Raw genomic sequence first — 21,499 nt, forward strand, 5'->3', positions numbered from 1 at the left:
GAGTAAGAAAGATGCAAATACAGCAGCCCGGCAGCTTCGCTGCCGCCCTCTACCTCCCCGGCCTGAAGGCCGGGGTTTCTCAGGAATTCAACTGATGAACATACTTTTAACCGGCGGCGCCGGCTACATCGGCAGTCATACCTGTGTTGCGCTGATTGAAGCGGGTTTCACCCCGGTCATTCTGGACAACTTTTCCAACAGCCATCCGGCCGTGCTTGAGCGCCTGCGGCAGATCAGCGGCCAGGCCGTGGTGTGCGAAAAAGGCGATGTGCTCGACACGCCATGGGTCACGGACCTGCTGCTGCGCCATGAAATTGCCGCCGTGCTGCACTTTGCCGGCGACAAGGCCGTCGGCGAAAGCGTGGCCCAGCCGCTCAAGTACTACCGCAACAACATTGGCGGTGCGGTCAGCCTGCTCGACGCCATGCAGGCCACCGATTGCCGGACGCTGGTGTTCTCAAGCAGCGCCACGGTCTATGGCGACCCGGCGTCGGTGCCGATCACCGAGGATTTTCCGCGCCAGCACACCAACCCCTACGGCCACACCAAGCTGGTGATCGAGGACATGCTGGCGGCGATGCGGGCGGCCGATGCGTCGTGGCGACTGGGCGTGCTGCGTTACTTCAACCCGGTGGGCGCCCACCCCAGCGGCCTGATCGGCGAAGACCCGAGCGGCATTCCCAACAACCTGATGCCTTTCGTCGCGCAGGTGGCGATTGGCAAGCGGCCTTTCCTGAATGTGTACGGCAACGACTACGCGACGCCCGACGGCACCGGGGTGCGCGACTACATCCATGTGCAGGATCTGGCCGAGGGGCATGTGGCCGCACTCCAGGCGCTGCTGGAGAAGGGCGAAAGCTTCACCGTCAACCTGGGCACCGGCCGGGGCAACAGCGTGCTGGAGGTGGTGAAGGCGTTCGAGCAGGCCAGCGACCAGCCGATTCCCTACCAGATCGCGCCGCGCCGCGCCGGTGACGTGGCGCAATGCTATGCCGAAACGGCGTTGGCGAAGACCCTGCTGGGCTGGAGCGCCAAACACAGTCTGGCCGGCATGTGCGCCGATGCCTGGCGCTGGCAAAGCGGCAACCCGGATGGCTATAAATAATGCTAAAAAATGCATTTTGCGCATGCTGTACATGCACTGCAAGCTATTAATTAAATAGCAACTTCAAGCTTTTCCGGCGGCCGGTCTGGCCCGCTTCTAGATGTTGCCTGGCCCGTTGTGGTTGACCAGCAAGACATCGGGGCTCATCGAGGTCATGCGCGCGGGGCCGAAGATGGTGGCAAACGCCACATCCTTGGCATCCCGCCCGCTGGCCAGCCGCACCACCTGGTCCAGAGGCGACATCGCCGTCGGGTCGAACAGCACCCAGCGCCCGCCAAGGTAGGCTTCAAAGATGGCGTGAAAGTCCGGCGGCGGCTCGTCAAAGGTGGCATATCCGCTGACCAGCCGGGCTGGAATGTTCAGCGCCCGGCAAAAGGTGACCGCCAGATGCGCAAAGTCGCGGCAGACGCCCGCGCGCTGCATGAAAACGTCGCGCGCCGTGGTCGTGGCCGTGGTCGAGCCGATGCGGTATTCGATGTTGCCGCGCACCCACTCGCAGATGGCCTGCACGCGCGAATAGCCTTGGGGAAGCCGGCCGAACAGCTCGGCAGCATTCGGCCCCAGAAGGTCGGACTCGCAATAGCGCGTGGGAGTCAGGAAGTGCAGCACGTCGTCGGGAATGTCATGCACCGGCACTTCCGGGGCGTTCAGGTTGTCGGGCTCGATCAGGCGGTCCACCAAGGCCCGGTAAACCACCTTGAACGGGCCTGCCTGGGCCTGCAGCCGAAGAAAACGGTTGCCTGAGCGGTCATCGGAAAAAGTGTGGAACGGGACTGGCGGGTGAAGCTGCAGATTTTCCTGAACCAGGGTCTGGCCCATGCCTTGCGCCACATGAATCAGGAAGACAAATTCGGAGGGGGCATCGATGACGTAGTCGAGTGTGCAGTCGATTTGCAGGCGATTGCTGTTGGGCGGCTGCATGGCATTGCTGACGGGCAAGGCGCCGCTCTGGGGCGGCATGGCATTGTTGACGTTGTTTTGAATATCAAGCATCTGGGTTCCTGGGACGATAGGACGGGCTTGAGGCATGGAGGCATGGCTCAGGCTGAATCGGCTAACCCTTGATTAAAGCCGCATTGCACGGGCTGGCGTATCGGCAGGCGGCAGGTGGTTTTGTAGGACGAAGCCCGGCAATGAAAACCATTGAGCCTGGCGATCAAGGCCGTTTGCGCACCTGGACGTTGACGTCCATGCCCAGAAAGTCGCCCGGATAACCGTGCCATGATCCGCTGAGCGGCGTGGCCTGGCTGGCGTGCCGGGCCACGCTGACACTGATCAGGTCGGTGCCGCCGATCAGGTTGTTGGTGGGGTCGAACGGAATCCAGCCCGCGTCGGGCAGATAAACCTGTACCCAGGCGTGCGTGGAGCCGTTGCCCATGTTTTGCTGCTTCGCGGTGTCCCGCCACGGGGTGTAGAGATAGCCCGAGACGAAGCGCGCGGCATAGCCGAGCCGGCGAACGGCCTCGATCATCAGTGTGGCAAAGTCGCGGCAGGCACCGCTTTTCAGGCGCAAGGTGTCATAGGGCGTCTGCACGCCACGGCTGAAGCGCGCCTGATAGCGCATGGTGTTGCGGATGAATTCGGTCATCTCCACCAGCAGCTCGCGTGTGCCGGTTTCTCCGTTGGGCCGAATGAACTGGTTGGCCCAGGCCTGCAGCATGCCGGTGGGGTCGTTGTAGAACGGGGTCATGAAATGGCGCAGCACCAGGCGCTCCTCGTCGTCGTAAGCCAGCGGAAACCGCCGTGCCCGCAGGCTCATGGGAAAGTTGACTGCGCGGGTGCCGGTGTGTTCGACCGAAGACGAGCAGACCACTTGAAGTTCGGCCGCCGGGCTTTGTGGTTGGATGAGGGCGATGGAATTGGAGTAGGCATCCTGAAACATGCGAATGTCCACCGGCTCAGGGTTGACCCGCATGTCGGTTGCCAGCACCCGCAGGTCATGGCTGTCACGGGGGCGAAACTGCACAAGGTGCTCGCCAAGCCTGACCGAACTGGCATATCGGTAATGGGTGGTGTGGGTGATGTCAAAGATGGCGGACACTTCAGGACTTTGGTGGTGTGCAGCCTCAAGAGGGTGCGCTTTTTGATGCAAGTACGCCATCAGGCGTTGTCAGTGCAGCCTGTCGGAGGCGTCCTACTGCCCTGCTTGATGATCTGTTGGCCCAGGCTACAGCCGCGCCAGCAATTCAGTTTTCTTCGCATTGAATTCTTCGTCGCTGACGATGGCCCGGCTGCGCAAGTCGGCAAGCTTCTCGATCATGAGGAAAATATCCGCATCGCCTGCTGTGGCGTTGCCGGAGCGCTGTTGCGCTGCGGAATTGAAAGCGGGCGAGGAAGGCGGGGAGGGCTGTGAAACCTGTGCGGGCGGCAAATTTTCGGGGACAAACCCTAAACCCGTGGCCTGCGCATTGGCAAAGCCGTTGGTGTTCTGTTGAACGCCATCGACCGACACGATGGGCAGCCGGGTCACATCAAGCATTCCGTACTGGCTGGAAAAATTGACCGAGCCGCCGTAGGATTGCTGCTGTGAAAACCCGCCGATCTGGTGGTCCTGGGTGTCATAGACGGTCACTGTGCCGTTCAGCTCGATGACCAGCCGGCGCGCCTGCGCGAAGTAGGCATAGCGAACGCCGTTCTGGGCGCCGGTGCTGTTGGGCCAGCGCAGATCAGACGGCCACCAGTCGGGCGACGTGCCGGGGGCGGGAGGCACAAACAGGCTTGCCGAAGGGTTCATTGCCGCCTGGCCGTTGTTCTGGAATGGCTCGCCGGCATGGTTGCTCTGCTGCTGGCCGCCCTGGTTTTGCGACTGGAAGTTTCCGCTCCTGAGCAGGTCGGGCTGGTTCGCCACCAGCCGGGCCAGCTCGGAACACAGGGAATCGACGCGGCCCTTGAGCTGGCTGTTGAACATGTCGGACACCATGGTCATGCCGCCGCTCATCCACTGGCCGGAGCCGCTGAACTCGGGGTGGTTGAATTGCGCCATGCTGCCGTTGCCGTTGATGACGGATTCAAGCATGCTTGAGACTGCATCCGTGCTGAATCCGTGGCGCTGGGCAATGTCGTTGATGGCCTGCTGGCCGCTGGTTGAAAGTTGTTTCATGGTGACCGTTCGGTATGTGAAATGAATAAAGCTACAGCGAAAAGTATTTTTCACCGAGGCTGGGGGCTTGCCGGGTTTTAAAGTGTTGCCGGGCTTAACGGGATGCGGTGCGGCCTTGCGGCCCCCCCTCACCCATGGCAATTTGCCAATGCTCCGCGCTGCTTTGCTGCTCCATGCCATTCAGGAGCAGGGGCGTCACCGTGACCCGTACCTCAAGTTCCTGCTCCCCGCCCCCCAGAACCACGCCGCGCATCGGTGTGACATCGCTGAAGTCACGCCCCCAACCCAGCGTGATGTGATCGCGCTGCACGATGCAGCGGTTGGTCGGGTCGAAATCAACCCATCCGAGCCCCGGGCAAAAGACCGATACCCAGGCATGGGACGCATCGGCACCCACCAGGCGCGGCTGGCCCGCAGGCGGGTGCGTCAGGATGTAGCCGCTGACATAACGCGCAGGCAGGCCCAGGCTTCGCAAGCAGCCGATCATCAACTGGGCAAAGTCCTGGCAAACGCCCCGGCGGCCTTTCAGCACGTCGTCCAGCGGCGTGGAAATATCGGTCGCCGTATCGTCGAATTCAAACTCGTCAAAAATGCGCTGCGTCAAGTCCAGTGCGGCCTCAAGCTGTGGCCGGCCCTGTGTATAACTGATGCGCGCGTACTGTTCGAGATCCGTGCTGCAATTCACATGGGGCGAGGCGTACAGGTAGCGGTAGGCATCAAGCATGGTAGCGTCCGTGCCTTGCTGCAGCCGGTCGCGCAGGCTCTCCCATGAAGAAGTCCCCCTGATCCGGGAAAGATCGTGTCTCTGCATCAGCGCGACCGTCGATTCGGCATGCACCAGCAGCGTTTGATGCGGCGCGGTGATCGTGATTTGCCGGGTTTTGTTGCCGAAATAATCAAGCCCATCGACGCCATCGTTTTCTATCGGGCTCACCCAAGTCTCATGCGACTCGATGTGCTGGTACGCGAAAGAGCGCGGCGTCATGTGCAGGTATTGCTGCGAGAGCGTGACCACGCTTTGGTAAGCGTACCGGGTTTCGTGCACCACACGGTAACGCGCGCAGGCAGCGGCGCACGCTGATGAATCGGTCATGCTGTCTGTATCCTGGTTTGATGATTGCCGGTGTAGCTAAAAAACTGCACGCTGATGTGCTCTGACATCTGCGCACTGGCAATCTGGATACGGTACAAAAGGTCAATCAAGTGCACATTGCCGCAATACAAGTCCGTATCAGGCGTCAGCGCGACCAATTCGTTCTTCAGCAGCCTCAGTTGCTCTTCGCCGCACGGGCCGTAGTTCAGCGATATTTTTTTCAGGCTTTTCAGGACGCCGTCGAGCTGGAACAGGATGGAGCGGGTGTTGCTCTCGTCGAGCAAAAGCAGGTCAAGCACCGGCAGCCATTCGGGCTGCGCCCGATAGCGTGCGCGGTAGGTGATGATGGAGTCGGACAGCTCCAGCAGCCAGTCCAGATTGCCATTCGCTTGCATGCCAAGCGCATGCTGCAGCGAAACGGTCTGAAATTGCAGGCGCTCCAGGCGCCGCCCCAGGGAAAGGAAACGCCAACCCAGGTCGCGGGTCATGCCATCGAGTGCGAACCCGGACATGGTCATCAATGCGGTTGTCGCATCGTCGAGAATGGTCATCGCCTCCGATTGGGACAACTGGTGGTCGGCGCCGGACACGCTCTGCACCATCTGGTTGAGTGCGCGCCAGTTGTCAACCGAGAAACGTTCGCGCAACTGGCTGGCACTGCTGTAGAGTTGCTGCTGCTGCCTGGCCAGTCCTGAAACGTCTGGTGATACCACGGCCTGCATCAGTGCGGCTTCAATGCGTGCATCGTTCAGGATGGCCGCGGACTCGGCAGACTGCCCCTGGCCCTGACTTTGCGCCTGTTCCCGGGAGTCGATCAGACCGAACCATGTGCACAGCGCCACGACTGTCGGCCACTCGTCGCCACGGTTTGCGGGCCCGACATTGAACAGGAAATTCAGCGTGACCCGCAACAGGCGGGCGGTGTTGTCGCAGCGTTCGGCATTGCGGCCGAACCAGAAAAGATTTTCTGCCACGCGGCTGGACAGATGCGTATCGTCGCGTATCAAGTCCTGGCTGGTGATGGTGCGTTTGAGCAGGCCGTGGACCTCGGCCTGTGTGCTGGCCTGTATCCAGGTGTCCTTGCTGCCACCGCCCCGCTGCATGGTGATGATGCGCGAGTCCGAGCCTGTTGCCACCCGGGTCAGCCCCCCGGGCATCACCACATAACCTTTGGGCGTGGCGCAGGCATAGACCCGAAGGCCGATGGCGCGAGCGCTCAGACCGCTGGCAGCACCGGGTTTCCATACCGGCGCCTGTGACAGCCGGACCAGTTCCTGGGCCACATAGTTTTTGGGATTGGCACGCAGCATGTCGATGAACGCCGTGCGCGCATTGCCCGTCAGGTCTTTGCCAAAGACGGGAAATTGCCGAAGCTGGGGAACGCTTGGCTTGATGATGAGATGGTCCAGCCTCTTGATCACCTCTTCCAGTGCGGCGGGCTCACCGCACCACCAGGTGGCCACGGAAGGCATCTTTAATGGCTCGCCGAGCAGGCGCTTGCACAGGGCCGGCAAGAAGCCGAGCAACGCGCCCGATTCCAGCAGGCTTGATCCGAGGCTGTTGGCAATCAGCACATTGCCGCGTCTTGCCGCATCGGTCAATCCGGCCACGCCCAGCGCGGAGTCTGTCCGCAATTCAAGCGGGTCGCAATAATCATCATCGACACGGCGCATGATCACATGGACGCGCTGCATGCCGGACAAGGTCTTGTGCCATACCATTCCGTTGCGCACCGTCAGGTCGCTGCCCTCGACCAGTGGCAATCCAAGATAGCGCGCCAGATAGGCCTGCTCGTAATAGGTTTCGTTATAGGGACCGGGTGTGAGCAGCACAATCAGGGGCTCTTCGCTGTTGCGTAGCGGAACCCCGCCGCTGCCGTTGGCCGCGCATTGGCGCCCCCATTGGGCCAGGCTGTCGCGCATGGTGTCAAAAAAGCCTGCCAGGTGCTGGACCTTCAAATCACGCAGCAAGTCAGGAAAAGTGCGTGAAATGACGGAACGGTTTTCAAGTGCGTAGCCGGCCCCGGAGGGCGCCTGCGTCCGGTCGGCCACTGCCCACCAGCGCCCGTTGGGCGCGCGGGCCAGATCAATGGCGTAAAAGTGCAAGGCAATGCCGTCTTTGTGCCGGATGCCATGGCATGGGCGCAGGAAGCCGGCATGGCCATGAATCAGCGCCGGTGGCAATAGCCTTTCTTCGAGCATTTTCTGCTCGCCATAGACGTCGATCAGAAGCCGGTTCATCAGCGTGGCCCGCTGAATGACGGCTGCCTCGATGCCCGCCCATTCGTCGTGCGGCAGAATCATCGGCAGCACATTCAAATCCCAGGGGCGCTGCATCCCCTTGTCATCGGTATAGACGTTGTAGGTCACGCCGTTTTCGCGCACCTGGCGTCGCACCGATTCGGTGCGTTTGCGCATGACGTCGGGGGCTTCGTGAGCCAGGCTGTCCAACAGGGTGCGCCAGTGCGCGCGTGGCTGGCTTGAAGCATCCAGCATTTCATCAAAACTATCTGGCGAAGCTGGGTAATCGGCAAGTAGTTGATTCAACATGGGATCGGATATTTCTCTTGCAAAAACGCGGATGGCTCAGAATGAACCATCCGCGTTGTGGGACGCGCCAGGCTACGGTCAGTAAGGCTGCCAACGCAAGTCGAGCGTCATGGGAAAGCCTGGATTCAACTCTTCCTTATACACGCTCATCGGTCCCGGTGTATGCCCATGCGCCCAAAAGCGGGCAAATCGGCGTGCTTCGGCAGCGTTGGCATTGATGGGCGAACTTTCCTCGCTGCGTCCGCCCGGATGCGTGACATGGTAGGTGCAGCCGCCAATGGCGCGGCCGCTCCAGGTATCGACCAGGTCAAACGTCAAGGGCGCCTGCACCCGGATGGTCGGATGCAGGGCCGACCACGGACTCCAGGCGCGAAAGCGGACACCCGCCACGTATTCGCCCGGAATGCCGGTCGGATGCAAGGGCAGCATGCGACCATTGCAGGCAATCACGTGGCGCCCGTCGGTCAGTCCGCGCACCAGCAGCTGCATGCGCTCCACCGACGAATCGACATAGCGCGCGGTGCCGCCGCCGGTCATTTCCTCACCCAGCACATTCCAGGGCTCGATGGCCTGGCGCAATTCCATTTCCACGCCCTCATAGACCACCGTGCCAAAACGCGGGAAACGGAATTCGATGAAAGGATCGAACCAGTGCTCTTCAAACGCATAGCCTGCGGCGCGCAAATCCTTGACCACGTCGCGGATGTCCTGCGCCACAAAGTGCGGCAGCATCCAGCGGTCATGCAATGCCGTTCCCCAGTGCACCAGCTTGGCCTGGTAGGGCTGGCGCCAGAAACGGGCCACCAGCGCGCGCAGCAACAGCATTTGCAGCAAGCTCATGCGCTCGTGCGGCGGCATCTCGAAGGCGCGGAATTCGACCAGCCCCAAACGGCCGGTCGGGCCATCGGGCGAATACAGCTTGTCGATGGAGAATTCCGAGCGGTGCGTATTTCCGGTCAGGTCCACCAGCAAATTGCGCAGCAAGCGGTCCACCATCCAGGGCTTGTCGCCGGGCTGCATGGTGGGCAGCACCTTGTCCATCTGCTGGAAGGCAATGGCCAGTTCGTACAGGTTGTCGTCCCGTGCTTCGTCAACCCGGGGCGCCTGGCTGGTGGGGCCGATGAACGTGCCTGAAAACAGATAGGACAGCGCCGGATGGTTTTGCCAGTAGGTGATCAGGCTCTTGAGCAGGTCCGGGCGGCGCAGCATCGGACTGTCTTCGGCCGTTGCGCCGCCGAGCGTGGCGTGGTTGCCACCACCTGTGCCGGTGTGCCGGCCATCGACCATGAACTTTTCAGTGCCAAGGCGCGTGAGTCGCGCCTCTTCATACAAGGTAGTCATGTTGTAGACCAGCTCGTTCCAGCTGGCCGCCGGGTGAATGTTCACCTCGATGACGCCGGGATCGGGCGTCACGCTGAGCAGCTTGATGCGCGGGTCGCGCGGAGGCGGATAGCCTTCAATCCACAGTTTCAGTTTCAGCTTGGCGGCGGTATTTTCAACGGAAGTGACCAGGGCCAGGTAGTCCTCGATGCGTTGGACTGGCGGCATGAATACATGCAGGCGTCCATTGCGCACCTGCACGCACAGCGCGGTATGAATCACGTCGCGTGGCTCGGGGTTGCCATCGACCGGAGCAGGTTTCCTGGCCTTGAGGGCGGCCCGCTTTTCCTTTTGCCCGGCATCCAGTGCGGTCCGGGGAGCGAACGGATCCACATCAAACTCGGGCTCCTTTTCTTCGGGCAGCACCCAGGGAAGCGCATTCAAAGGCAGGCGCAGTCCCATGGGCGAGTCGCCTTCGGTCAGGTACAGGTGATCGCGTTTGAGCGGCCATGGGGAAGTGCGCCAGGCCGTGCCCAATGCGATATTGGGGTCCAGGTCCTTGGGTTTTAACGGCAAGACATAGCCCACGACCTGGCCCAGGCCCGTTTCCAGCAGGCGCGCCAGGCGCCGCCGCTGCTCCGACGCCTTCAGGTCAACCTGGAGTGGGTCCAGGTTGACTGGCAGCCCTTGCTCCAGATGAGCTTGCTGAACGACGTCCTCATAAGCCGGAATCTGGCTGAAAGCCGGCAGGCCCAGTGACTTGACCAGTTCAGCGGCAAAGCGTTCGGCATCTTCATAACCATAGCCGTCGTTCTTGTTCTCATCCGAAAACAGCGTGGGGTCGAGCCACATCGGTTGACCGTCGATGCGCCAATAGATGTTCAAGGCCCAGCGTGGCAAGGGCTCGCCCGGATACCATTTTCCCTGTCCGTAATGCAGCATGCCCCCGGGCGCAAAATGATTTTTCAGGCGGTGCATGAGCTGGCCGGCCAGTTCGCGTTTTTTATCGCCGTGCGCCAGGGTATTCCATTCGGCTCCATCCATATCGTCGATGGAAACAAACGTAGGCTCGCCGCCTTGGGTCAGGCGCACATCCTGGCGCTTCAGATCCGCGTCAACCTGCTGGCCGAGCAGGTCGATTTTTTGCCAGTCTTCTTCCTTGTAAGGCTTGGTCACGCGCGGATCTTCGTGAATGCGCGTGATCGTCATTTCATGAAAGAATGTGACCTCGGCCTTGTCGGTAAAGCCGGTGACCGGGGCCGCCGATGACGGCATGGCGGTACAGGCCAGCGGAATATGGCCTTCACTGGCCAGCATGCCTGAGGTCGGGTCCAGTCCAATCCAGCCTGCGCCGGGGATATACACCTCGGTCCAGGCATGCAGGTCGGTAAAGTCAACTTCGGTTCCGCTGGGGCCGTCGAGCGATGCCTGATCAGCACGCAACTGAATCAGGTAACCCGACACAAAGCGTGCCGCCAAGCCCATCTCGCGAAAAATTTGCACCAGCAACCAGCCGGTGTCGCGGCACGAGCCCGAGCGTTTTTGCAGGGTGTCCTCGGGTGTTTGCACGCCAGGCTCCATCCGCAGCAAATAGGCAATATCACCCTGGAGCCGTTGATTGACAGCCACCAGAAAGTCGTTGGTCGCCAGGTTTTTCTTCAGAATATCGCGACGGGCCGCTGCGACCCATTCGACCAGCAATTCGCCAGGCTCTTCCGTCTTCAAATAGGGGCTTAACTCGGCCGTGAGCTGGACCGGGTAACTGAATGGGAAAAATTCAGCATATTTTTCGACGAAGAAATCAAATGGATTGATGACGGTCATGTCCGCCACCAGGTCAACCGTGAATTCCAGCTTGTCCGATTTTTCAGGAAATACGTAGCGGCCAATGTAATTGCCGTAAGGATCCTGCTGCCAGTTGATGAAGTGGTCTTCTGGTGTGACGGTCAGCGAATACGAAAGAATCGGGGTACGCGCATGAGGCGCCGGACGCAGGCGAACTTCATGCGGTGACAGGGAAACCAGGCGATCATAGTGGTAGCTGGTTTTGTGGTGCAGCGCAACACGGATTGCCATTGGAGGTGCCTTTCGATGGGTGGTGGGCGCGACGCGGACAGGCCGCATCGCTAGGGAGCTAAAAACTTGTCCAGAACGCACGATTCATGCCCAGACTTTTATTGACCTTGACTCTATCCGTTCAAGCCGGATCACCAAACAAGGCGGTTAAAAACAATTGGTCAAGGGGTGCGGGCTTTTTATCATAGCGGCCTCCTTGAGCAAGGCTGGAAATGCGCGAAGCTCCATGGGGAACGGTGCATCGGGCAGTTCCATGAGGCGCAATATGGTCATCACAGGCTGTTCAACAAGCCTCTGGCATCATCATGGGTTGGTCGCACTGTCTTGGCAAGGCCCTGGCCAAGTCTGATTTGGTGAAAACGGCTTATTTCCCGGCAAAACCCGTGAACTGATAGCCCAGTGAAACTCCGAGCACCTTGGCTTTGAAGTCGCCGTTCAGTGCCGCCACTTGTCCCACGGTGGTCATCACCGAAAGCGACTTGGACAGGCGATAGCCCACACCGGCATTGACTTGTGTGATCAGGCCTTTGCCCACGGCAATACCGCCGCCGCCAGCCGCACCCACCAGCGCCTCACCTTCCACAAACCAGCGCTCGGACACAGGCCACTGGCCACCCACGCCCAGTTGTCCGGTCATGTAGGCGCCCGCCATGCCGGCATAGGCACCCAGGCCCTGGCCCGTCACGAACCAGTTGGGCGATACGAAATAGTCAAGCTGCACGCCAATGTTGCTGACTGACCGATCCACGTAGTTGGAGCGCCACTTGGGGTCATCCTTGAAATAGGTCTGGTTCACCGCACGCACGCGCAAGGGCGTGGCGTCGAATCCGCCCAGTGCGTCCCAGGCAACGGGGGCGGAAGTCACTGCAGGCAGCCCAAACTGGTAGTTCAGCTTGAGCGCCACGCTGCTCGCCTTGAAACTTCTGGAGGGCGCGCGCACTGCGCCTACCGACAACTCCAGGGCGGTGCGCTGCGTCAGGTTTTGCTGGAGCGCGATGCCTGCATCAAGCAGCAGGCCGCCGCCAGTGTCCACCCGGCCGCCACCCGCCGGGCCGGCTGCGGCGTGCAGCTTGAGGGCCGTGCTGCGCGTCAGCGGCAGGCGGTAACCGCCGCCCAGCAAAATCTGCATGTAGCCGTTGCTCTGTCCGCCCATGGCGCCTTCGGATTCCAGCTTCATGAACCAGCGATCATCCAGGTACGACAACCATTCGGCGCCCAGCAGTTGCAGGCTGCGGTGTTGCGGTTTCCCGTCGTCCTGCACCACGGAAGAGGGGATTCGGTAGCTGCGCATCACCATTGAAAATTCTTGTGCAGTGGCGGAAACAGCGGCCGACGACGGGCGCTTGCCGTCTGGCGTGGTTGCGCTCCAGCCATTGCCCAGCAGGCTGTAGAAGGGATATTCGTACAGCAGGTAGGGCTGGGTGCTGCTGATCACGCCCGAGGGAAACGACACATGGCTGATGCCCAGTCCCAGGTTGCCATAGCCGCCAGTTTCATAGGTCAGGCCGATATCGCTGCGCACCATCAGGCCGCCGCCCGCCAGCGACGAGCCGCCGCGCCCGCCGCCGCCGCCCACGAACAGGCCTGCATGGCCCAGCAGGGAAGGGCTCAGCCGCTGCTGCACTTCGCCCGCCAGTCCAAGAGTGATGAAGCCGCCGCGATTGCCGCGCATGGCGCCATAGGTACCCAGACCGAGCTTGACGTTCTGGTTGACATCAAATAGCATGCTGCCGCCCACCATGCCCATTTTTTCGTTGTCAGGCAGCTTCCAGGTTTCAGACGTGAGGCGCCAGGTGGTCGGGGTGGGGATCAGCACTGAAGGGCTGTCGAGGGGAGTGGGCTGGCTCTGTGCCAGTCCAGCCAAGGGCCAGCCCAGTCCACCGGCACACACGCTGGCCATTGCCAGGGTACGAAAACAAAAGGACGGGCTCAGTGCGTGGTTCATGGTGAAAATCCTCAATAAAAACCCGCCCTGCAGGATCTGGACGGGTTTGATTTTTTGGTGCAGACGGATGGACCAGGGGAATAAATTTCCTCATGACAAACGGCTTCAAAACCGTCCTCTACCCTGAGGTCGATGCGCAGAATTCGGGCTTTTCTGTCATTAAGTAAATAGAATTTACGATTTTAAACATTATTTAACATGTTCCGGACATGGTCACGCAGTCGATGCGTGGTGCGTATATCTGGCGCAACAGCTTGCAGGCTGGCTGCATATTCATGAATTTATGCTGACCCTGTACGGGCGGTCATGGTCGTGCTGGAGTGGTGACAAGGGCGACCATTCAGCCATGCGTTCAGTGACCTTCGTGACCTGCTAAAAATAACCAGAGGATTAACCTTCTGCGTTAATTACGCGCTGGGCACATGAAAAAAGGGACAGACCATGACAGTCTGTCCCTTTTTATTTGGTGCCGGAGAGATGAATCGAACACCCGACCTTCTCATTACGAATGAGCTGCTCTACCGACTGAGCTACACCGGCTTAAGCCCGTGATTATAGCCCGGAGTGATAGGCGGTGAGCCGCTCAACTTCATTTTTAGAGCCCAGAATCACGCTGACGCGCTCGTGCAGTTTGGTGGGCTGGATGTCGAGGATGCGCTGCTTGCCGTTGGTGGCGGCGCCGCCGGCCTGCTCGATCAGCCAGCTCATGGGGTTGGCTTCGTACATCAGGCGCAGCTTGCCGGCCTTTTCTGGTTCGCGCTTGTCCCACGGGTACAAGAACACTCCGCCCCGGCACAGGATGCGGTGCACGTCGGCGACCATGGAGGCAATCCAGCGCATGTTGAAGTCTTTGCCGCGCGGGCCGTCCTTGCCTTCGAGGCACTCGTTGATGTAGCGCTTGACCGGTTCGTCCCAGTGCCGCATGTTGCTCATGTTGATGGCAAATTCCTGGGTGTCGTCCGGGATGGTGACGTTTTCTTCGGTCAGCACGAACGAGCCTTGCTCGCGGTCCAGGGTGAACATGGCCACGCCGTCGCCGACCGTCAGCACCAGCGTGGTCTGCGGACCATAGACGCAGTAACCGGCCGCGACCTGCTGGTTGCCCGCCTGCAGGAAGTCGCTTTCCTCGACGCCACGATCATCTTCGGACTTTTTCAGCACGCTGAAGATGGTGCCGATGCTGACGTTCACGTCGATGTTGCTGGAGCCGTCGAGCGGATCGAACATCAGCAGGTACTCGCCCTGCGGATAGCGGTTGGGCACCACGTAAATATCGTCCATTTCCTCCGAGGCCATGGCTGCCAGGTGGCCGCCCCATTCGTTGGCCTCGATCAGCACTTCATTGGCGATGATGTCGAGTTTTTTCTGGATTTCGCCCTGCACGTTTTCACTGCCGGCGCTGCCCATCACGTCGCCGAGCGCGCCTTTGTTGACGGCCTGGCTGATGCTTTTACAGGCTCTGGCCACCACTTCGATCAGCAGGCGCAGCTCGGGCGGAATGTGGCCGTCGATGCGCTGCTGCTCGACCAAGTAGCGCGTGAGGGAAATTTTTGGGGACATCGGGAACTCCAGTGAAAGGGTAGGGGGTGAAGGGTTCGCGGCCGGCTTACTGGCCCAGTGCGCGCGTCACCACTTCAAGGGTGTCTTTGCTCAGGTCGGAGCGGGCGGCGACACGCGTGATGGCCTGGCGCGCGTTGCTGCGGTAGGGCTCGGCCAGCTTGCTCCAGCGGTCCAGCGCGCGCGCCAGCCGGGCGGCCACCTGCGGGTTGATGGCGTCCAGCTCGATCACGCGTTCGCACCAGAAATCGTAGCCGGCCGCATCGAGCCGGTGAAACCCGGCCGGGTTGCCCTGGCAGAAGGTGCTGATGACGCTGCGGGCGCGGTTGGGGTTTTTCAGGCTGAAGTCGGCATGCTTCATGAGCTGTTTGACCGCCGGCAGGATGTTGCCGCCGCGATCCGGTGCGCTGGTCTGCAGGCTGAACCATTTGTCGATGACCAGCGCCTCGTCCTTGAACATGGCGTGAAACAGCGCCAGCGCCTGGTCTGCCAGGGCATGGCTGCTGGACACCAGCGCGGCCAGGGCGTTGAAACGGTCGGTCATGTTGCCGGCGTCCTTGAAGCGCTGCAAGGTCTTGCCCGGCCATACGGCATCGCCGCTGGTCCGGGCCGCCAGGCACAGGTGCGTCAGCGCCATGCCGGCCAAGGCGCGGCGGCCGCTTGATTCCGGGTCGGGCGTGTAGGCGCCGGTGTCGTGGTTGGCTGCATACGCCGCTTCCCAGTCGGCCTTGAGTGCGGTGGCGAGTTGCTGGCGCATCGCTTCGCGCACGGCATGGATGTGCTGCGGATCGACCACGTCGAGCTGCTCGGCCAGGTAGGTCTCGGACGGCAGCGTCAGCACCAGGTCCTTGAAGGCGGAATCGAGCGTCGGGTGGCGCAAAACCTCGCGCATGGCGCCTAAATAAGCATCATTTAGCACGTTTGCGCATGTCCCATCTGCGCTTGTAGCTATAGATTTAATAGCGTTTACGGCGCTGGTGACCGCCAGGCGCTGCCCGGCTTCCCAGCGGTTGAACGGGTCGCTGTCGTGCGCCAGCAAATGCAGCAACTGGGCGTCGGTGTAGCCGAACTCCAGCACCACGGGCGCCGTGAAGCCGCGCAGGATGGACGGAACGGGTTCGGCGTCGAGGTTGACGAAGGTGAAGCTTTCGCTGGCCTGCGTCAGCACGACGGTGCGGGTTCCTGCGATAGCAGAGGGTTCGTCCGCCAGTTGCAGCGGCAAGTCCTGGCCGTCAACACCCAGCAGTCCCAGGCCGACCGGAATCACAAACGGCTCCTTGACCGGCTGGCCCGGCGTCGGCCAGCAGGTTTGCGACAGCGTCAGGGTGTAAGTGCGCGCCGCAGCGTCATACACGCCCAGGGCTTCCACGCGCGGCGTGCCGGCCTGGCTGTACCAGCGCTTGAATTGCGGCAGCAGGCGCGCCAGATCCGACATCGGATTGGCGTCGGCGATGGCCTGCGCAAAGTCGTCGCAGGTCACGGCCTGGCCGTCATGCCGCTCGAAGTAGAGCGTCATGCCCCGGGCAAAGCCGTCCCGACCCAGCGGGTCGCTGATGCTCGCGACCAGCGTCTGCATCATGCGCACGACTTCGGCGCCTTTTTCGTAAATCGTGACGGTGTAGAAGTTGCTGATCTCGATGTAGCTGTCGGGCCGCACCGGGTGCGCCATCGGGCCGGCGTCCTCGGGGAACTGGGCGGTTCGCAGCACGCGCACATCCTCGATGCGCTTGACGGCGCGGGCTGAAGGCTGGGCGCACAAATCCTGCGAAAACTCCTGGTCGCGGAACACCGTCAGGCCTTCCTTCAGGCTGAGCTGGAACCAGTCGCGGCAGGTGATGCGGTTGCCGGTCCAGTTGTGGAAATACTCGTGGCCGACAACGCTTTCGATGTTTGAAAAGTCAACATCGGTCGCCGTGGCCTGGTTCGCCAGCACGTACTTGGTGTTGAAGATATTCAGGCCCTTGTTCTCCATGGCGCCCATGTTGAAGTCGCTGGTGGCGACGATCATGAAGCGTTCGAGGTCCAGGCTCAAGCCAAAGCGCGCTTCGTCCCAGGCCACCGAATGCATCAGCGAGACCATGGCATGCTCGGTCTTGTCGAGGTCGCCGGGGCGCACATAGACCTGCAGCAGATGCTCCTTGCCGGCGCGCGAGGTGATGCGCTGCTCGCGGCAGACCAGCTGGCCGGCCACCAGCGCAAACAGGTAGCTGGGTTTTTTGTGCGGATCGACCCATTTGGCGAAGTGGCGCGCGCCGTTCGGGCCGTCTTCGAGCGGGCCATGCGCCACCAGGTTGCCGTTGGACAGCAGCACCGGGTATTTGGCCTTGTCGGCGCGCAGCGTGACGCTGTAGCTGGCCATCACGTCCGGGCGGTCCAGGAAATAGGTGATGCGCCTGAAACCCTCGGCTTCGCACTGCGTGAAGAACGAGTCGTTGCTGACGTACAGGCCCATCAGCTTGGTGTTTTTGGACGGGCAGGTGGTGGTGAAGATTTCCAGCTCGAAGGCATCGGGCAGGTCGCACAGCACCAGCTGGCCGCCTTCGATCTTGAACGACGTGCCTTGCCCGTTGACCAGCACGCGCGCCAGGTTGAGTTCCTCGCCGTCCAGCTTGAGCGGCTGCGCTGGCACGTCCGGGTTGCGGCGCAGCGTCATCTTGTTGAGCACGCGCGTTTTTGCCGGGTCCAGGTCAAAACACAGATCGACGCTGTCAATCCAGTAGGCCGGGGCCAGGTAGTCGGCGCGGTTGATGACCACGGCTCCGGGTCCAGTTCCGCGATCATCAATCATTTGCAGCATGGTGACTTCCTGTTAATTATTTTAAAAATTCAAACAAACGGCGTGAACCGGCTTCAGACGCCTTGCTTCAGCGACGCCTCGATGAACGGATCGAGGTCGCCATCCAGCACTTTTTGCGTCGCCGAGGTTTCGTAGTTGGTGCGCAAGTCCTTGATGCGGCTGTTGTCCAGCACATAACTGCGGATCTGGTGGCCCCAGCCCACGTCGGTCTTGGTGTCTTCGAGCTTTTGCTGCGCTTCCTGCTGCTTGCGCAACTCGAAGTCATACAGGCGTGAGCGCAGGCGCTTCCAGGCGACATCGCGGTTGCCGTGCTGCGAGCGGCCTTCCTGGCACTGCACGACGATGCCGGTCGGGATGTGCGTCAGGCGAACGGCCGAATCGGTCTTGTTGATGTGCTGGCCGCCCGCGCCGCTGGCGCGGTAGGTGTCGGTGCGCACGTCCGCCGGGTTGATGTCGATTTCAATCGAGTCGTCAATTTCCGGATAGACGAACACCGAGGCAAACGAGGTGTGGCGCCCGCCCGACGAGTCGAACGGCGACTTGCGCACCAGCCGGTGAACGCCGGTTTCGGTGCGCAGCAGGCCAAAGGCGTACTCGCCCTCGATCTTGATGGTCGCGCCCTTGATGCCGGCGGTGTCGCCAGCGGACTCGTCTTCAATCGTGGTCTTGAAACCCTTGCGCTCGGCGTATTTCAGGTACTGGCGCAGCAGCATGCTGGCCCAGTCGCAGGCTTCGGTGCCGCCGGCGCCGGCCTGGATGTCGAGGAAGCAATTGAGCGGGTCGGCCGGGTTGTTGAACATCCGGCGAAATTCCATCTTCTCGACCTCTGCGGCAACCTTGGCGGCTTCGCCTTCGATGGCGCGCATGCCGGCTTCGTCGTTGTCGTCCTTCGACATCTCGAACAGCTCCGTGTTGTCCGACAGTTCCTGCTCCAGCCGGTCCAGGATGAGCACCACGTCTTCGAGCGATTTTTTCTCGCGGCCGAGTTCCTGCGCACGCTTGGGGTTGTCCCAGACCTTGGGGTCTTCGAGCGCGGCGTTGACTTCGTTCAGTTTTCGGGCTTTGGCAGGGTAGTCAAAGATACCCCCTGAGTTCATTCACCCGGTTGCTCAGGTCTTGAATCTGGTTGGAGATGATGTTGATGTGTTCTGCGTCCATGAGAAATTCCTGTCTTTTATCTGAGTTCAATCAGCTATTTTCTCATGCCCGATGCGCACCTGCCGGGCACCGGGGAACGAATCAATCTATCACGGCGATACCGTCTCGGGCATGGCCAGCGGCAACGTGACGGTAAACACCGAGCCTTTTCCCGCTTCGCTCTCCAGCCCGATGCTGCCGCCATGGGCCTCGACGAGTTGCCGGCTGATGTAAAGGCCCAAGCCAAAGCCGTCCGGGCTGATGCGGTCCGCGCCGCGTTCGAACTGCTCGAAGATACGCTGCTGGTCGCCCGCAGGAATGCCCTTGCCCTGGTCGCGCACTTCGATGCACGCACCGTCCGGCACGGCATGCAGGCTGACCGTCACCGGCTTGCCGTCGCCGTAGCGCAGGGCATTGGTCAGCAGGTTGATGACGACCTGCTCGATCCGAAACTCATCCCAGCAGCCCTGAATGGTTTCTTCGGCCTGCACGGCAACCGCAACGCCTGCCGCTGCCGCCTGGCCGGACAACTGGCCCACCGCCCGCTTGACCAGGCTGGAGAGTTCCGTGGGACGCGGGCGGACCGACAGCCGGTTGTGGCTGATGCGCCCGACATCGAGAATGTCATCAATCAGTTTGACCATGCTCTGGATCTGTTGCTGGTCGCGGCCGAACATGTCGGCCAGGCCGGGTTTTTGAAACATCTCTGGGTGGTTCCGGTCCAGTTCCAGCTTGCGCAGCTGGGTTTCAAGGAAGAGCGTGTTCAGCGGCGTGAGCAGCTCATGCGCCACGACCGACATGAAATCGTCGCGCATCCGCACCGCCTTTTGCAGTTCATGCTGGGAGATTTGCAGCTTCTGCAGCAGCGCGTCCTGCTGCTGGCGGTTTTTTTCGAGAGCCTTGACCTGGCGGCGGATTTCATGGCGCTGCCGGTAAAGCTCGACAAACACATTGACCTTGCCCATGACGGCGTCGATGTCCAGCGGCTTGTACAAAAAGTCCACCGCACCGGATTCATAGCCCTTGAAGGCGTAGTTCGACTCCTTGCCTGCGGCGGTCACGAACACGATGGGAATGTGGCGTGTCTTTTCGGTGCTGCGCATCAACTCGGCCAGCTCAAAGCCGTTCATGCCGGGCATCTGCACGTCCAGGATGGCCAGCGCAAATTCATGCTCCAGCAGCAGGTTCAGTGCGTCTTCACCGCAGGACGCCTGAAAGACGGTCCGGCCCTCCTGGCGAATCAGCGCATTCAATGCCAGCAGGTTTTCAGGCAGATCGTCAACGATCAGGAGTTTGGCGGTGGTGTCAGCGTTCAGCATGAGGATGTATCTAGTTGGTGGAGCAGGCTGCGGATGCCGTCCAGAGTGAGAATCAAATGGGGTTGCCGCATGCGGATGGCCGCTTCGGGCATGGTGGGTGCCTGGGCTTCGGCAGGATCCTGCACCACCGTGAGCCCGCCTTGTTCGCCTATTTTAGCCAGTCCGGCGGCGCCGTCGGCGTTGGCGCCGGTGAGCAAAATCCCGGCCAGGCGGTCACCATAAGCGTCCACGGCAGACTCCATCAGCACGTCAATCGAGGGGCGCGAGTAATGCACCGGTTCTTCGCCGCTCAATGAAAAAGTCCGGTCCCTTTCCACCGACAGGTGGTAGCCCGGCCCGGCGAAATACAGGGTTCCCGGTGCGATGCGTTCCTTGTCGGCGGCTTCGCGCACTGGAATCGGCAAGCGGTGCTGAAAAATCTCGGCCAGCTTGCTGTCCCGGTCTTCGGGCAAATGCAGCACCACCATCAGGGGCAGGCGAAAGCCGGCTGGCAAGCCGGAGAACAAGGCCAGCAGGGCCTGCACGCCGCCGGCCGAAGCGCCAATCACGACCGCTTCGACGCTTTGCCTTTGTGCAGGGTTCAGGGGCTTCATCGGGGCAGGGCGCTGAGGCACTTGCGAAAAATCCGTTCGGGCTTGACCAGCGGCTCAAAGCGCGTGGCGTAAGAAGAAAAGTCGATGCTCTCCTTGCTGCCCAGGCCCAGAAAGCCGCGATGGCTCAGCGATTCATGAAACAGGCCCAGCGCCCGGTCCTGCAGCTTTTTGTTGAAGTAGATCAGCACATTGCGGCACAGCACCAGCTGGGTTTCCGAAAACACGCTGTCGGTCGCCAGGCTGTGGTCGGCAAATATGATGTTCTCGCGCAGCGACTTGTCGAAAATCGCTGCGTCATAAGCGGCGGTGTAGTAGCTTGAGAACGCCTGCTTGCCGCCGGCTTTCTGGTAATTGGCGGTGTGGTCTTTGATGCTGCCCAGCGAAAAAATACCCTGGCGGGCCTTGTCGAGCGAGCGGGCGTTGATGTCGGTCGCGTAAATCAGCGTGCGCTCCAGCAGGCCTTCTTCCCTGAGCAGGATGGCCAGCGAATATGCTTCTTCGCCAGTGCTGCAGCCGGCTATCCATATCTTGATGGAAGGATAGGTTTGAAGCAGCGGTATCACCTGCTGGCGCAAGGCGAGGAAAAAAGTCGGGTCGCGGAACATCTCGCTGACCGGAATCGTCAGGTACTGCAGCAGCCGCATGAACAGGCTTGGGTCTTGCAGGATGCCGGCCTGCAGGGCCGGGATCGTCGGGCAGTCGAATTGCGCCAGTGCCTGAAGCACCCGGCGCTTTTGCGATGCGCCTGCATAGTCGCGGAAATCGTAGCTGTACTGACGGTATATCGCTTCCATCAGCAGGCGCAGTTCCGTCTCGGTCGCGCTTGCCTCCGGCACGGCTGCCGCCGGGTTGCCCAGCGGGGCGCTGCCCCACGCAGGCCAGTCCGGGATTTTTGCTTTTTTCGGCAT

General features: G+C 61.1%; 14 protein-coding genes and 1 tRNA gene. 1 reads left to right on the forward strand and 14 read right to left on the reverse strand.

Annotation, left to right across the window (positions count from 1 at the left end; translation table 11 throughout):
* Nucleotides 1-94 precede the first annotated feature (94 nt).
* Nucleotides 95-1,105, forward strand: coding sequence for a UDP-glucose 4-epimerase GalE (gene galE, locus PNAP_RS05275; protein ID WP_011800470.1), 1,011 nt, complete (start codon nt 95-97; stop codon nt 1,103-1,105).
* A gap of 96 nt (nt 1,106-1,201) precedes the next feature.
* On the opposite strand, the gene PNAP_RS05280 is transcribed toward galE, so the two are convergent.
* The 14 genes from PNAP_RS05280 to PNAP_RS05345 all read right to left on the reverse strand — a co-directional run bounded on the left by PNAP_RS05280 (nt 1,202) and on the right by PNAP_RS05345 (nt 21,499).
* Nucleotides 1,202-2,098: a transglutaminase-like domain-containing protein gene (locus PNAP_RS05280; protein WP_011800471.1), complete on the reverse strand. Its 897-nt coding sequence runs from the start codon at nt 2,096-2,098 to the stop codon at nt 1,202-1,204.
* 163 nt (nt 2,099-2,261) lie between these two features.
* Nucleotides 2,262-3,146, reverse strand: coding sequence for a transglutaminase family protein (locus PNAP_RS05285; RefSeq protein ID WP_041376540.1), 885 nt, complete (start codon nt 3,144-3,146; stop codon nt 2,262-2,264).
* Nucleotides 3,147-3,272: 126 nt separating this feature from the next.
* Nucleotides 3,273-4,205 carry an SHOCT domain-containing protein gene (locus PNAP_RS05290; protein WP_011800473.1) on the reverse strand — a complete coding sequence of 311 codons (933 nt, stop codon included), beginning with the start codon at nt 4,203-4,205 and terminating at the stop codon, nt 3,273-3,275.
* 94 nt (nt 4,206-4,299) lie between these two features.
* Complete coding sequence (locus PNAP_RS05295) at nt 4,300-5,298, reverse strand: transglutaminase family protein (protein ID WP_011800474.1); 999 nt, start codon at nt 5,296-5,298, stop codon at nt 4,300-4,302.
* Nucleotides 5,295-7,847 (reverse strand): circularly permuted type 2 ATP-grasp protein, encoded by a 2,553-nt coding sequence (locus PNAP_RS05300; protein WP_011800475.1) that lies wholly within the window; start codon nt 7,845-7,847, stop codon nt 5,295-5,297. The genes PNAP_RS05295 and PNAP_RS05300 overlap by 4 nt, the downstream gene beginning before the upstream one ends.
* 78 nt (nt 7,848-7,925) lie before the next feature.
* A complete protein-coding gene (locus PNAP_RS05305) occupies nt 7,926-11,243 on the reverse strand; it encodes a transglutaminase family protein (protein ID WP_041376541.1) in 3,318 nt (1,105 codons plus the stop codon).
* Nucleotides 11,244-11,607: 364 nt separating this feature from the next.
* Complete coding sequence (locus PNAP_RS05310; protein WP_011800477.1) at nt 11,608-13,188, reverse strand: hypothetical protein; 1,581 nt, start codon at nt 13,186-13,188, stop codon at nt 11,608-11,610.
* Between the two features lie 464 nt (nt 13,189-13,652).
* Nucleotides 13,653-13,728 (reverse strand) — tRNA-Thr (locus tag PNAP_RS05315).
* A 12-nt stretch (nt 13,729-13,740) separates the two neighbouring features.
* Nucleotides 13,741-14,748, reverse strand: coding sequence for a class 1 fructose-bisphosphatase (locus tag PNAP_RS05320; protein WP_011800478.1), 1,008 nt, complete (start codon nt 14,746-14,748; stop codon nt 13,741-13,743).
* Between the two features lie 46 nt (nt 14,749-14,794).
* Entirely contained in the window at nt 14,795-17,542 is a 2,748-nt protein-coding gene (gene pepN, locus PNAP_RS05325) for an aminopeptidase N (protein WP_011800479.1), read from the reverse strand.
* A 53-nt stretch (nt 17,543-17,595) separates the two neighbouring features.
* Nucleotides 17,596-18,700, reverse strand: a protein-coding gene (gene prfB / locus PNAP_RS05330) for a peptide chain release factor 2 (RefSeq protein WP_157040216.1) whose coding sequence is annotated in 2 segments (ribosomal slippage) — nt 17,596-18,618 and nt 18,620-18,700 — 1,104 coding nt in all. Because the reading frame shifts where the segments join, the coding sequence is not laid out codon by codon here.
* A gap of 89 nt (nt 18,701-18,789) precedes the next feature.
* A complete protein-coding gene (locus PNAP_RS05335; protein WP_011800481.1) occupies nt 18,790-19,998 on the reverse strand; it encodes a hybrid sensor histidine kinase/response regulator in 1,209 nt (402 codons plus the stop codon).
* Nucleotides 19,992-20,591 carry a chemotaxis protein CheB gene (locus PNAP_RS05340; RefSeq protein WP_011800482.1) on the reverse strand — a complete coding sequence of 200 codons (600 nt, stop codon included), beginning with the start codon at nt 20,589-20,591 and terminating at the stop codon, nt 19,992-19,994. Before PNAP_RS05340 ends, PNAP_RS05335 begins: the two co-directional genes overlap by 7 nt.
* The gene (locus tag PNAP_RS05345; RefSeq protein WP_011800483.1) at nt 20,588-21,499 is read right to left on the reverse strand and encodes a CheR family methyltransferase; all 912 of its coding nucleotides are present in this window, start codon (nt 21,497-21,499) and stop codon (nt 20,588-20,590) included. The genes PNAP_RS05340 and PNAP_RS05345 overlap by 4 nt, the downstream gene beginning before the upstream one ends.

Source organism: Polaromonas naphthalenivorans CJ2 (assembly GCF_000015505.1).
Classification (GTDB): Bacteria; Pseudomonadota; Gammaproteobacteria; order Burkholderiales; family Burkholderiaceae_C; genus Polaromonas; species Polaromonas naphthalenivorans.

Excerpts from the sequence above, each read along its gene's own strand:
- galE (WP_011800470.1), top strand. The coding sequence starts at position 95 with ATGAACATACTTTTAACCGGCGGCGCCGGCTACATCGGCAGTCATACC.
- PNAP_RS05280 (WP_011800471.1), bottom strand. The coding sequence starts at position 2,098 with ATGCTTGATATTCAAAACAACGTCAACAATGCCATGCCGCCCCAGAGC.
- PNAP_RS05290 (WP_011800473.1), bottom strand. The coding sequence starts at position 4,205 with ATGAAACAACTTTCAACCAGCGGCCAGCAGGCCATCAACGACATTGCC.
- PNAP_RS05295 (WP_011800474.1), bottom strand. The coding sequence starts at position 5,298 with ATGACCGATTCATCAGCGTGCGCCGCTGCCTGCGCGCGTTACCGTGTG.
- PNAP_RS05300 (WP_011800475.1), bottom strand. The coding sequence starts at position 7,847 with ATGTTGAATCAACTACTTGCCGATTACCCAGCTTCGCCAGATAGTTTT.
- PNAP_RS05305 (WP_041376541.1), bottom strand. The coding sequence starts at position 11,243 with ATGGCAATCCGTGTTGCGCTGCACCACAAAACCAGCTACCACTATGAT.
- PNAP_RS05310 (WP_011800477.1), bottom strand. The coding sequence starts at position 13,188 with ATGAACCACGCACTGAGCCCGTCCTTTTGTTTTCGTACCCTGGCAATG.
- PNAP_RS05320 (WP_011800478.1), bottom strand. The coding sequence starts at position 14,748 with ATGTCCCCAAAAATTTCCCTCACGCGCTACTTGGTCGAGCAGCAGCGC.
- pepN (WP_011800479.1), bottom strand. The coding sequence starts at position 17,542 with ATGCTGCAAATGATTGATGATCGCGGAACTGGACCCGGAGCCGTGGTC.
- PNAP_RS05335 (WP_011800481.1), bottom strand. The coding sequence starts at position 19,998 with ATGCTGAACGCTGACACCACCGCCAAACTCCTGATCGTTGACGATCTG.
- PNAP_RS05340 (WP_011800482.1), bottom strand. The coding sequence starts at position 20,591 with ATGAAGCCCCTGAACCCTGCACAAAGGCAAAGCGTCGAAGCGGTCGTG.
- PNAP_RS05345 (WP_011800483.1), bottom strand. The coding sequence starts at position 21,499 with ATGCCGAAAAAAGCAAAAATCCCGGACTGGCCTGCGTGGGGCAGCGCC.